The organism is Sphingomonas sp., assembly GCF_032114135.1.
Classification (GTDB): Bacteria; Pseudomonadota; Alphaproteobacteria; order Sphingomonadales; family Sphingomonadaceae; genus Sphingomonas.
Genome location: NZ_DAMCTA010000002.1, coordinates 576178 through 588709, shown reverse-complemented (window position 1 = coordinate 588709; position 12532 = coordinate 576178). Strand labels below are relative to the sequence as shown.

Below are 12532 nucleotides of genomic sequence, written 5' to 3'. Positions count from 1 at the left end.
TGTCGCAAGGCTGCGGCGCCGTCAGGCGTACCGTCTCGGTAGGCGTTGGGCGAGGCCGCGGCGAAGCTGCTCGGCCGATATGCGAACAGGACAAACCCCCTTGTATTGGGCGCCCTCCACGCGAAGCTAGCGCGTTGTGAAAAAGCGACGCGGTCGCTTCCCTGCGAAAGCGGGTGTGAGATACGCCCGACGCGGGCGCGCCCTTCTCACATGCAAAGAACGTCGCCGCCCTTTCGCCCTTCGGATTTGGCGCAGAGCAGGATCGGCTTGGTCTCGAGGAGGCGCAGCGATCGTACCATCTTTTCGGTGGACGTCTTGTATTTGAGGAAATGCGGCGCCTTGATGTGCGCCTCATATGCCGCCCTGCTCGCATAGACTTCGAGCAGCCGGATTTTGGTCGGGTCGTCGGCGAGCGCGACGGAATGCAGCATCAGCACCCCGGGTTCCAGGCGTACCGACGCTTCCTGCTCTTCCGCCAGGATCGCCTTGCACGCCTCCAATTGTCCGGGATCGATCTCGATCTCGGCAATCCGAACCATCGGCGGCGCGGTCTCGGGCGTTTCCGCAGGCGCAGCCCCAAAGGCCAGCGCCGCGGCGCCGATTGCTGCCGAAAGCCACGTCATCATCGCACGTCTCCTCATCACCGCCCGGAAGGTCCGTTACCGCGTCCAAGGCGCCCCTCCTACCGCGACGGGAGATGCCTGTCGCCCGAACGCCTGCCCCGAACCACCGCCCAAGACCTGCAAAATCTTGAACCTTGCGGCCGACCGGGGCACAGGGCGCAGCGATGGTGCGATAGGCCTTCGTCTCAAGGACTTGCAGCCCCATCCTAACAGTAACCAGAGTGAGGTGTATTTCGTGTTCAGGAAATTGCTCTGCGCCACGGCGCTCCCGGCCTGCATGCTCGCGCTCTCGGCGTGCGGGACCAAGGGCGGCGACAATGCCAGCGCGCCCACGTCGGCCGCCGACCAGAGCGAGATGCAGAAATACAATGCCTATGTCGAAGCCGCCAACACGGCCAACACCTCCTTCGCAGAGATCGGCGCCACCTATCAGCGCGACATCAAGCCGAAGCTCGATAGCGGCAAAAATCTGGACACCCTCTTCTTCCCCTCCGATCCCGGCATCGACCGGATCAAGGAGCAGCTGGACAAGGCACTCGCGCTGAGCCCCGCCATGCCGGCAATCGACGGGGCCGCCCGCAGCTACAGCGCGGCGCTCGCCAAGATCGCCCCGCTCTACCGCGACATGGAAAACTATGTCGATGCCAAGCGCTATATGGGCGACAAGGGCGCGCATGGCCGCGAGGTCCAGCCCGCGCTGCTCGCCGCGCTGGGCGAGGTCGCCACGGCCCAGGCCGCCTATGCCAAGGCGATCGACGCCGCCGACCGTGCTCGCGTCAAGGCCGCGTTCGAGGCGACCGAGAAGGGCACGCTCGACCATTACCGCAAGGGCTCGGTCTATTATCTCAAGGAAAGCATGGACCATGCCGCGGGCGTGATCGACGGCAAGGGGCTGGGCGACCAGAAGGCGGCCTTCGCGGCATCGCTCGACCAGTTCAACACCATGGCCGTGCAGTTCGACACCAAGGTCCGCGAGAAGGACAAGACCGCCTGCGCGAGCTTCATGCTGCATGCCAATGCCTATCTCGCCGCAGGGCGCGACATCCTCCAGCGCACCGACGACGGCACCTATGCCAAGGATCGCAACGGTTCGTCGTTCCAGATGATCAAGCCCAAGGCGGTGCAGGATGCCGAAACGCTGCTGCAGGCCTATAACAACGTCATCAACGACCTCAACGTCCACCACTGCTGATCGCGGCCAGCGTGGCGCAAGGGTTGCCGGCATCCGCCTCGGCACCCCTTGCCCCCGCCCCCGCTTTCGGCTAAGGCCGCGCGCTTCCAAGCACACAGCTCGGGAACCATGCGGGAGGCGGCCTTTGGTCGTCGCTTGTACCGCTCGACTTGAAAGAGAGTGACATGGCTAAGAAGATTACCGGCTATATCAAGCTGCAGGTGGCTGCCGGCGCCGCAAACCCCTCGCCGCCGATCGGCCCTGCTTTGGGTCAGCGCGGCGTGAACATCATGGAATTCTGCAAGGCGTTCAACGCCGCGACCGGCGACGTGGAAAAGGGCACCCCGCTCCCCACCGTCATCACCGTCTATGCAGACCGTAGCTTCTCGTTCGAGACCAAGACGCCCCCGGCGACCTATCTCCTGAAGAAGGCGATCAACCTGAAGTCGGGCTCGAAGGAGCCGGGCAAGGCTGTCGCGGGCAAGATCAAGCGTTCGCAGCTGTCGGAAATCGCCCAGGTCAAGATGAAGGACCTGAACGCGAACGACATCGAAGCCGCGACGAAGATCATCGAAGGTTCGGCCCGCGCGATGGGCCTCGAAGTGGTGGAGGGCTGATTCCATGGCAAAGCTGACCAAGAAGCAGAAGAGCTGGAGCGTCGACCCCATCAAGCTGCACGGCGTCGATGAAGCGATCGCGCTGGTGAAGCAGTATGCGACCGCCAAGTTCGACGAGTCGATCGAAGTCGCGCTGAACCTCGGCGTCGATCCGCGCCACGCCGACCAGATGGTCCGCGGCGTCGTCACGCTCCCGGCCGGCACCGGCAAGACCGTTCGCGTGGGCGTGTTCGCCCGCGGCGCCAAGGCTGAGGAAGCCCTGGCTGCCGGCGCAGACGTCGTCGGTGCGGAAGACCTGATGGAAGCCATCCAGGGCGGCAAGATCGATTTCGATCGCTGCATCGCCACCCCGGACATGATGGGCCTGGTCGGCCGTCTCGGTAAGGTGCTGGGTCCGAAGGGCCTGATGCCGAACCCGAAGCTCGGCACCGTGACCATGAACGTCGCTGAGGCCGTGAAGGCCGCCAAGGGCGGTCAGGTGGAATACCGCGTCGAAAAGGCCGGCATCATCCACTCGGGCATCGGCAAGGTGAGCTTCTCGAACGAAGACCTGCGCCGCAACTTCGACGCCCTCGTCGACGCGGTCGTCAAGGCCAAGCCGGCGGGCGCCAAGGGCAAGTACCTCCAGAAGGTCGCCCTGTCCTCGTCGATGGGCCCGGGCGTGAAGGTCGACACGACCGAAGTCGCCGCCGCCTGATCCTTCGGGACACGAGCAAACGAAAAGGGCCGGGGCGCAATCCCCGGCCCTTTTTGCATGTGAGCGGGATCGCGGACGAGATCGTCGCCCGCCCCTCGGCGAACCGGGTGCCGGCGCGAAAAAAAGGCCCCGCCCGATCGGATCGGGCGGGGCCTGCGCGTTTCAGAGCTATCGCGTCAGAACTTGACGCGCGCCCCAACGAAGCCCGAGCGACCGGTCCAGTCGGTCGGGTACAGGAGCGCGCCCAGGTCCGGCTTCTGGTCGAACAGGTTGGTCACGCCGCCATAGAGCTGGAAGCGCTTGTCGACGTCGACGCTGGCGTAGATGTTGTGCATCCACCGCTCCTTGAAGAAGGCATATTCGGGCGCGACATAGTTGGGATTGCCGGTCAGGCGATCCTTCGGATAGCGATAGGTCTTGTCCCACCACGACAGGCTGTAGTTGAACGAGAACTTGCCGGTCGAATAGGTGAGATTGGTGAACGCCTGCAGCCGCGGCATATAGGCCTGCCGCAGATTGTCCGTCGCCTCCGCGCCCGGCGTGCCGACAAAGGTCAGCCGGTCCAGATAGCTGGCCACGACGTGGATGTTGAACGCGCCCACCTTGTCGATCGAGAAGCTGTAGTTGAGGTTCGCGTCCAGCCCCGCGGTCTTGAAATTGGCGACGTTCTGCGGCGAGACGGTGAAGCCGTTGATCAGGCCCGTGCCCTGCTGGCGCTGGATGGTGGCGCAGAAGGGGTTGTTGATCGTCGCCTGATCGACGCACAGCTCGGCCAGCTGCTGCGGATCGACCGTGTTGATCGCGTTCTTGATGTTGATATTGTACCAGTCGAGCGAGAGCTGGAAGCCGCGCAGGAAGCTCGGCTGCAGCACGACGCCCGCGGTCCAGGTCCGCGCCTCTTCTGGCGCCAGATTGGGGTTGCCCCCGCTGGTGCCCGAGATGTTGAAGTTGCGGGGATCGTCATAGCTGGCGATCTGTGCCGCGTTCAGTCCCGCGGCTGACAGGATCGCCTGGCAGTTCGCGGCGCGGGTCGACTTGCCGAGCGTGCGGTTGGCGACGATGCAGGGATCGTCGAAGAAGGCGAAGGTCTGCGACGCCGCATCGTACAGCTCGCCGATGTTGGGCGCGCGAACCGCCTTGGAGATCGTGCCGCGGAAGCGCACGTCGCGGATCGGCGCCCAGGTCGCGTCCGCCTTCCAGGTCGTGGTATGGCCGATCGACGAATAGTCCGAGAAGCGCAGCGCCCCGGCCACGTCCAGGGTCTGGAAGAAGGGACGGTCCTTCAGCAGCGGCACGTCGATTTCGCCGAACACTTCCTTCACGTCATAGCTGCCGCGCGTCGGCAACAGCTTGTTCGAGAAGGTCAGGCCTTGCTGCTCGAGCAGGTCGGGGGTGAAGCGCGAGCTCTCCTTGCGATATTCGGCACCCAGCGCATAGCCGATCGCGCCGCCGGGCAGCGTGAACAGGTCGCGCAGATCGCCGCTGATCGACCCCGACACGACGTTCTGCCGGAGCCGCGAACGCTCGGTGGTGTTCGCGCGAATGAAATCCAGCCCGGCCTGGCTGGTCACATTCTCACCGAACAGGTTGATCGGCTGGCACTCGCCCGGCTTGAAGGTGGTCGGCGACAGCACCGTGCGGCCGCTGGAATAGGGCTGGTCCGGCGTCCAGGTTGGATCCAGGTTGACCCGGCAGGTGATCTGGCCGTTGGCCGGGTTGCGCACCGCATCCAGCGCCGCGAAGAAACGGTCGCTGTAGATGTCGTTGACGAAGCGGTTGGTGATGTTCGTCTGGCCGAACACGTAGGAGATTTCATAGTGCAGGCTCGGGCTTAGGTCGCCCTTTGCGCCGATGACGCTACGATAGGTCTCGCGCTTGATGTTCTCGCCGCGCTGCCCCAGGTCGAAATTGTCGCGGGTCACCAGCACGCCGCCATTCGCCGGATCGATCGCGGCAGCGATCGGCGCCGGGATGTACGGATTGTCCTGCGGCACGAACAGATAATAGTCGAACGTCGGCTGCCCCAGCGAGTAGGACTTGGTGTTCGCATACTTGCCCTCGGCGAACAGCGTCAGCTTGTCCGAGACGTCGAAATGGGCGAACGCGTTGACCACATGGCGCTTGCTGCTCGGCAGCAGGTCGTTGCCATAATCAGAGACCAGCGTGTCATCGCTGTTGCGGGTATAGCCGCCGGGGATGTCGATCCCGCGATTGTAGACGCGGCCGGTGCCGACGAAATCGGGCAGCCCGTCGAAGTCTACGTCTACCGCGCCGTAGCGCGAGGTCTGGCCGTAGCGGACGCCGCTCTGCGGGATGTAGTTGTAGGATCCCGACTGGCCGGCGACATAATCGGGGTTGCGATAGAAGCCGGTGCGGGTGGTGCCGATCAGCGCACCGCGATCGACGGTGCGCAGGCGATCGGTCTCGTTATATTCATACGCCACCGCGACATTACCGCGGCCGCCGGCGAAATTCTGCCCGGCGGTGAGCGAGAACAGCCGCTGACCGGCATCGCCATATTTGCTCACATTGGCCTGCGCGCGCGCAGTGACGCCCTGGAAGTCCTTCTTGATCAGGAAGTTGACCACGCCCGTCACGCCATCGGCACCATAGATGGCCGAGGCGCCGCCGGTCAGGATGTCGATCCGCTCGATCAGGTCGGTCGGGATGGTGTTGATGTCGACCGACTGGGTGCCCGGCAGGCTCGAGACATGCCGCCGACCGTCGACGAGCACCAGCGTGCGGTTGGTGCCGAGATTCCGCAGGTCGACGAGGTTGAGCCCGGTAGCGCCGATGCCTGCGCGATCCCCCGAATTGTCGCGCGACGTCTGCGACCCGACCAGCGCCGGGATGCCCTGCAGGAAGTCGGTGACGTTGGTCGTGCCGGCCTGCTGCAGCGTCTGCGCGCCGAAGGACACGATCGGGCTGGCGGTCTCGTAATCGGGACGACGAATCCGCGAACCGGTGACGACGATGTCGTTGCCGGTGTCCGGTGCGGCATCCGCCTGGGGGGCTGCGCCGTCGGCGTTGCCCTGCTGCGCCTGCGCAACCAGCGGCGACGCGACGATCAGCGCCAGGCTGGACGCAGCGAGATTAAGGCCGGTGCGACCAGGCTTGCGGAATCGTGACATGGGAACCCCTTTCATTCTCGTTGTCATCTTATTGAAGTTGCCGCCGTCGCTTCGACGTGTCGGCACTGCGTCAGTCAAATCCTCTCCCCTGCGGATCGCAATGGCGTTCTTCGGCGCTGCTTACGAAAGCAGCAAACCTGTGCCCTATTTGACACATGGTGGCGATCATGTGTCTCGCCGGGCGCGCCCGGTAACGCCCGCGCGACGCGGCTGACACGGCTGCAATGCTACCGTAACGAAAAGGGCCCGCGATTTCACGCTTCTGCAAAGGAAGCGACACCGTTGCGTTTTCAAATACCGGTAGGTGCACTCCCACAAGACCAATAAGGGTCCAGGGAGAATCCAGTCATGCAACCGACCTCCGCGCTGCTTCGCGCGTCCTCGGCGCTCGCCCTCACACTGGCGACGCTTGCCCCAGCCTATGCCCAGACGACCCCGCCGCAGGACGACACGTCCGGCGCCGACGAGATCGTCGTCAACGGCAGCTATGCGCGCAGCCTCGCCGCCGCGACCGAGGCGAAGCGCCGCGCCGAATATGGCCTGGATTCGATCAGCTCGACCGACATCGGCAAGTTCCCCGCGCAGAACGTCGCCGAAGCGCTCCAGCTCGTCACCGGAGTCGCGATCACGCGGCCGCGCGGCGAGGGCCTGTACGTCAGCGTCCGCGGCCTCGGTCCCCAGTTCCAAAGCACGCTGCTCAATGGCCGCCCGGTCGCGCTCAACGACCTGATCGAGAATGGCGGCGCCAATGGCCGCCAGTTCCGCTTCGAGATGCTGCCCGCCGAGTTCGTCGCGAACATCGACGTGGTGAAGACCCCGACCTCGGACATGACCGAGGGCGCGCTGGGCGGCAATATCGACGTGCGCACCTTCCGTCCGTTCGACGTCGGCAACAAGGTCACCGCCAACCTGCGCGGCACCTACACCTCGCAGACCGAGAAGGTGAAGCCCAATGCCACACTGATCGGCAGCCACACCTTTGGCGACAGCTTCGGCATCCTGGTCGGCGCGCAATACTGGGGCAAGTCGGTCCGCAACGACCGCTTCATCAATTTCGGCTGGAACCTCGACAAGTTCGTGAAGCCCGCCCAGGGCGGCCTGCAGTCCGGCCTCTACACCCCCACCCGCACCCGCCCGACGATCGAGACTGAGGATCGCAAGCGCATCTCGGGCCTGGTGTCTGCGCAGTGGCGCCCGACGCCGGAGCTCGAGACCACGCTCGACGTGCTCGCGACCCGGCTCGACGTCGCCTATGACGAGTTCGGCCTCGACATCTATCCCGACGACACCAGCGTCGCCGGCCACACGCCGGTGATCGTGCCGAGCTCGGTCAAGCTCCAGGGCAACACCGTGGTGGGCGCGACGATCAACGACGTGCGCTTCATGGCCAGCCGCGAATACAGCCTCAACCGCCACGACCTGCTGACCATCGGCCTCAAGCAGAGCTGGAACCACGACCGCGTCCACGTGACCGCGAACCTCAACTGGTCGTCGGCGCACAGCTTCCACCCGAGCAATGCCGAGGGCACGGTGCGCAGCCGCGCGATGTTCTTCGCCCCGCTCACCTACGATGCCTCGGGCGGTTACAAGGTGCTGCCGACGATCACCACCACGGTCGATGCCAACAACCCGGCCAACTACCAGCTCTACACCTTCAACATCGCGCCGAAGAACAGCAAGGACTGGGACAAGTTCGCGCGATTGGACGGCGCCTATGACGTCGGCGGCTTCCTCCGCAAGATCGCGGTGGGTGCCGAATATCACTGGCGCAAGCGCGACTATTGGCGCCGCGACTTCCTGGTCAACCCGGCGCCCAACACCCCGCTCGCCACGCTCGGCGCGGGCGCGTCCGAGCCGCTGCCCTATGACGACTTCCTCAAGAACGTCTCCGGCAACCTGCCGCGCACCTGGCTCGCGCCGGTGACCTCGGCCTATTACAATGCGCTGTTCACCAGCGCCGTCGCCAACGCGCCGCTGACCCCCAGCGACCAGGCCGCCTCGTTCAAGACCACCGAGAAGACCGCATCGGCCTATGCGCGGCTCGATTACGGCACGTCGCTCGGCGGCGTGGACATCCTCGGCAATGTCGGCATCCGCTACGTCCATACCGATCAGAACGCGGCCGGCTTCCTGCGTACCGGCAGCGTGATCACGCCCGCCGCCTTCCCCAAGACCTTCAACGACTGGCTGCCGAGCTTCAACCTCAAGGCCGAGCTCACCAGCACGCTGGTCGCCCGCTTCGCCGCGAGCCGGGTACTCACGCGGCCCAACGTCACCGACAGCGCGCCGCGCATCACCCTGTCGACCGACGCGCCGACCGCGAGCGGCGGCAATCCGCAGCTCCTCCCCTTCCTCGCCACCCAGTTCGACGGTGCGCTGGAATGGTATTTCAACCCGCGCGGCGCGCTCACCGGCGCGGTGTTCTACAAGAAGATGGACGATTACATCACCGCGCAGAACGTCAATATCGACATCCCGGGCCGCGGCACGGTGCTGCTCTCCACCCAGGTCAACGGCGGCAAGGCCAAGGTGTACGGGGTCGAGGCCGGCTACAACCAGGTCTTCACCTTCCTGCCCGCGCCGTTCGACGGCCTCGGCATGCAGGCGAGCTACACCCACACCTCGGTCAAGGCCAACTACACCGCGGGCGCGCGGCCGATCGTCGACCAGCTGATCGGCCTGTCGAAGAACAGCTTCAACATCGTCGGCTTCTACGAGAAGGGCCCGCTGGCGACGCGCCTTTCCTATGTGTGGCGCGACCGGTACCTTTCGGGCACCGGCAGCACCACCCAGGCGCCGAGCTACACCGCGCCGTTCGGCACGCTGGACGGCAGCATCAGCTACAAGCTGCTGCCCAACGTGCAGCTGAGCGTCGAGGCGATCAACCTCTCCGGCGCCAAGCTCTACACCTATAACGACGATCCCAACCGCTTCGGCGAGATCAACTATTACGGCCGCACCTTCCTGTTCGGGGTGCGCGCCGAGTTCTGATCGGCGCGCCATCGGCGAAAAGCGAAAGGGCCGGGAGCGATCCCGGCCCTTTTGTTTGCCGCCAAGCCCTCTGACCTAATCGAATCGTCGATGGGGCCGCCGCGCAAGGCATTGTCTCGGAGGTCTTCCGCAGGCTGGAAGCGGAGGTCCGAGCATGTTGCAAGCACCGGCAACCCCGGGTCGGGCAGCGCGCCGCCGCTGCCGACGCAGGACACCGGCACACATCCCCTCGATCGGCTGATGGCGGGCAGCTTGCCGCTCGACCGGCTGGTGCCGCCGCCGGACTACACGGTCCAGGCCGGCGGCACGCTGTCCAAAGTCGTCGCGCAATTCGGCAGCGGCCCAGCGACGTCAATGCGCTGCTGGCCAGCCTTGGCCGACCGTCGTCCTTTGGCTATGTGCTGGTAAACGCAAGCCAATAAGGACTTCGCATGCGTCTCGTCTTCGCTCCCCTGCTGGTGCTCGCGGCGCACGGCGACGGCGAACGCCGGGCACCCGCGCCCGCGCGATCCCCGCTGACGGTCGCCGCGGACTGCGATCCCGGTGCCCCGGAGAGTCCCTGCCAGATCGTCGGCACATGGCGCGTGATCAAGGTGTACAATCCGGGCAACCAGGATCCGCTCGAGGACGAGATGGGCATGGTCGGATCGCGCTTGACCGTCACCGGCAACAGCGACGCCTCGGGCGCGATCCGCTGGGAGGGGCCGGACAATGGCCAGTTCGACCATAGCGACGTCTGCACCGGTCCCTATCTGAGCCCCGCCGCCGCCCCGCGGCCGACTGCCGCGCGGACAACGCTGGCCGCGGCATTGAAGGCGTGGAGCGTTGCCGGTGACGCCGGCAAGGCCCGGCATCTCGGCTGCGACGAAGGCCATTGGGCGGTGCCGAGCGACGCCAGCGGCAAATGGTTCGGGCTGGTGCTGCCGATGGGCCGCCGGATGGCGTTCGAATGGTTCGACAAGCGGATGGTACTCGCCGAACGCATCGGCTGATGCATCGTCCGACATACCCTATCCCCCTCCCCGCTTGCCATCGCCGGCCAAGCTTGTAACACCGCGCGCTCCCCTACCCCTGGAGCCACTCGCCATTCGCCAGATCGCCGCCTTGCCCTATCGTACCCTCGGTTCGGGGCCCGATGCCTCCACCCAGGTGCTGCTGGTCACCTCGCGGGGGACCGGGCGCTGGGTGATTCCCAAGGGCAATCCTGGCACCGGCATCAGCGCGCACGCCGCCGCGGTGCTGGAGGCCGAGGAGGAAGCGGGCGTGCAGGGCGTGATCTGCCCCACCCCGCTCGGCGCCTATCGCTATCGCAAGACGCGCGGCAACGGCGCCTCGGTGATGGCCGATGTAGAGGTGTTTCCCTTCTCGGTCACCCGCGAGCTCGATAGCTGGAAGGAACAGGGCCAGCGCCAGCGCCGCTGGTTCGATCTGGCCGATGCCGCCAATGCCGTCGACGAGCCCGACCTGCGCGAGCTGATCCGCTCGTTCGGGCCCGAGGAATTTCGCGCCGCAACCCGGCGCATGGGGGTGCTCGGCACCGTCATCCAAACATCAAAGGTCAATCGCATGTTCGCGTGGTTCCAACGCCTGTTGCCCAAATCGGGCAATTTCTTTGAGATGTTCGAGGCGCATGCCGCCACGGTGGTCGCCGGCGCCGATGCGCTGGCGCGGCTGCTGCAGGACGGCGGGCCCGACCATATCCGCGAAGTGATCGAGCGCGAGCATGACGCCGACGAGATCACCCGCCAGGTGCTCCAGACGGTGCGCGTCACCTTCCTCACGCCGTTCGATCGCGGCGCGATCACCGCGCTGATCGGATCGATGGACGATGCGATCGACGAGATGCAGGCGACGGTGCGCGCGATCGACCTCTACGAGATCCGCCATTTCGAGCCCGAGATGAAGGACATGGCCGGCATCGTCGTCGATGCGGCCCGCCTCACGGTGGAGGCGATGCCGCTGCTGCGCGACGTCGCCAAGAACGGCGCTCGGCTGCACGAGCTGACCGAGCGCCTCGTCCGCATGGAAAGCCATGCCGACGACATCCATGCCGCCGGCCTCAAGCGCGCCTACAAGGAACTGGGCCCGCAGGACCCGCTGCAGTTCGCGGTGATGCGCGAGCTGTACAAGCATCTCGAGCGGATCGTCGACGCGTTCGAGGATGTCGCGAACGAGATCGACGGCCTCGTCATCGATCACGCCTGATCCATCATGCACGAACTTGCCCTGCCGCTGCTCATCGGGTTGATCCTGGTCGCGCTGGCGTTCGATTTCCTCAACGGCCTGCACGATGCGGCGAACGCGATCGCCACGGTGGTCGCCACGCGGCTGCTCAAGCCGGTCCATGCGGTCGCCTTCGCGGCCTTCTTCAACTTCGCCGCCTATTTCGTCACCATCGCCTTCCCCAGCATGCACAAGGTGGCGGAAACGATCGGCAAGGGGCTGATCGACCAGAATCTGGTGACTCCCGCCGTGGTGTTCGGCGCGCTGGTCGGCGCGATGTTCTGGAACGTCGTCACCTGGATGAAGGGCATCCCCTCCTCGTCGAGCCATGCGCTGGTCGGCGGCATGGTGGGCGCGGGCGTGGCGCATGCCGGGTTCGAGGGCATCCAGTGGACCGGGCTCAACAAGACGCTGATCGCCATCGTGCTCTCGCCCACCCTGGGCATGATCCTGGCGATGGCGATCATGCTGCTGACCAGCTGGCTGTTCCGCCGCGCGACCGCGAGCCGGGCGGAGCGCAGCTTCCGGGTGCTGCACCTGATCTCCTCGGGCGCCTATTCGCTGAGCCACGGCCTCAACGATGCGCAGAAGACGATGGGCATCATCACCGTGCTGCTCTATTCGACCGGCTATCTCCACGGCGCGTTCGAGGTGCCGCACTGGGTGGCGATCAGCTGCTATGTCGCGATCGCGCTGGGCACGCTGAGCGGCGGCTGGAAGATCATCGAGACGATGGGCTCGCGGATCACCAAGCTGTCGCAACACCAGGGGTTCAGCGCCTCGATGGGCGGATCGATCATCCTGTTCGGCGCGTCGTGGCTGGGCATTCCGGTTTCGACCACGCACACCATCACCGGCGCGATCATCGGCGCGGGGACGGCCAGGCGCGCCTCGGCGGTGCGCTGGGGGGTCGCAAGCAACGTCGTTATCGCCTGGGTGATCACCATTCCCGCCTCGGCGGCGGTGGGCGCGCTGTTCTACACGCTGACCCGGCTGTTCTGAGGGGCTTAAGGCCGGGTTGGGATTCGCCCCGCCCGCCCATCGATACAGTGTACCAGAGCGCCGCCCGATCCGGCGCG

Annotated in this window: 10 protein-coding genes; 8 read left to right on the top strand and 2 right to left on the bottom strand. The window is 65.6% G+C overall.

From position 1 onward, the window contains the following. Positions 1-206: 206 nt before the first annotated feature. Positions 207-626, bottom strand: a complete 420-nt coding sequence (locus tag RT655_RS14740; protein WP_313538112.1) for an antibiotic biosynthesis monooxygenase — start codon at positions 624-626, stop codon at positions 207-209. Between the two features lie 232 nt (positions 627-858). Here RT655_RS14740 and RT655_RS14735 point away from each other — a divergent pair, with 232 nt between their 5' ends. The 3 genes from RT655_RS14735 (at position 859) to rplA (ending at position 3108) form a co-directional block, all read left to right on the top strand. Continuing rightward, the gene (locus RT655_RS14735) at positions 859-1815 is read left to right on the top strand and encodes a YiiG family protein (protein WP_313538110.1); all 957 of its coding nucleotides are present in this window, start codon (positions 859-861) and stop codon (positions 1813-1815) included. Positions 1816-1979: 164 nt separating this feature from the next. Next, on the top strand, positions 1980-2411 hold the full coding sequence (rplK, locus tag RT655_RS14730; RefSeq protein ID WP_093297642.1) for a 50S ribosomal protein L11: 432 nt from the start codon (positions 1980-1982) through the stop codon (positions 2409-2411). 4 nt (positions 2412-2415) lie between these two features. Beyond that, positions 2416-3108 (top strand): 50S ribosomal protein L1, encoded by a 693-nt coding sequence (rplA, locus tag RT655_RS14725; RefSeq protein ID WP_313538107.1) that lies wholly within the window; start codon positions 2416-2418, stop codon positions 3106-3108. A gap of 176 nt (positions 3109-3284) precedes the next feature. Here rplA and RT655_RS14720 read toward each other — a convergent pair whose 3' ends face one another. Further along, positions 3285-6239 (bottom strand): TonB-dependent receptor domain-containing protein, encoded by a 2955-nt coding sequence (locus RT655_RS14720; RefSeq protein ID WP_313538105.1) that lies wholly within the window; start codon positions 6237-6239, stop codon positions 3285-3287. A 348-nt stretch (positions 6240-6587) separates the two neighbouring features. On the opposite strand from RT655_RS14720, the gene RT655_RS14715 reads away from it, so the two are divergent. From RT655_RS14715 to RT655_RS14695, 5 genes are all read left to right on the top strand, one after another. Further along, positions 6588-9230 (top strand): TonB-dependent receptor, encoded by a 2643-nt coding sequence (locus tag RT655_RS14715; protein WP_313538103.1) that lies wholly within the window; start codon positions 6588-6590, stop codon positions 9228-9230. Between the two features lie 51 nt (positions 9231-9281). Then, entirely contained in the window at positions 9282-9638 is a 357-nt protein-coding gene (locus RT655_RS14710) for a hypothetical protein (protein WP_313538101.1), read from the top strand. A gap of 23 nt (positions 9639-9661) precedes the next feature. Then, complete coding sequence (locus tag RT655_RS14705; protein WP_313538099.1) at positions 9662-10222, top strand: hypothetical protein; 561 nt, start codon at positions 9662-9664, stop codon at positions 10220-10222. 112 nt (positions 10223-10334) lie between these two features. After that, positions 10335-11435, top strand: a complete 1101-nt coding sequence (locus RT655_RS14700) for a DUF47 family protein (RefSeq protein WP_313538097.1) — start codon at positions 10335-10337, stop codon at positions 11433-11435. A gap of 6 nt (positions 11436-11441) precedes the next feature. Beyond that, positions 11442-12455 (top strand): inorganic phosphate transporter, encoded by a 1014-nt coding sequence (locus RT655_RS14695; protein WP_313538095.1) that lies wholly within the window; start codon positions 11442-11444, stop codon positions 12453-12455. Positions 12456-12532: the final 77 nt, after the last annotated feature.

Excerpts from the sequence above, each read along its gene's own strand:
- RT655_RS14740 (WP_313538112.1), bottom strand. The coding sequence starts at position 626 with ATGATGACGTGGCTTTCGGCAGCAATCGGCGCCGCGGCGCTGGCCTTT.
- RT655_RS14715 (WP_313538103.1), top strand. The coding sequence starts at position 6,588 with ATGCAACCGACCTCCGCGCTGCTTCGCGCGTCCTCGGCGCTCGCCCTC.
- RT655_RS14695 (WP_313538095.1), top strand. The coding sequence starts at position 11,442 with ATGCACGAACTTGCCCTGCCGCTGCTCATCGGGTTGATCCTGGTCGCG.
- RT655_RS14705 (WP_313538099.1), top strand. The coding sequence starts at position 9,662 with ATGCGTCTCGTCTTCGCTCCCCTGCTGGTGCTCGCGGCGCACGGCGAC.
- rplK (WP_093297642.1), top strand. The coding sequence starts at position 1,980 with ATGGCTAAGAAGATTACCGGCTATATCAAGCTGCAGGTGGCTGCCGGC.
- RT655_RS14720 (WP_313538105.1), bottom strand. The coding sequence starts at position 6,239 with ATGTCACGATTCCGCAAGCCTGGTCGCACCGGCCTTAATCTCGCTGCG.
- rplA (WP_313538107.1), top strand. The coding sequence starts at position 2,416 with ATGGCAAAGCTGACCAAGAAGCAGAAGAGCTGGAGCGTCGACCCCATC.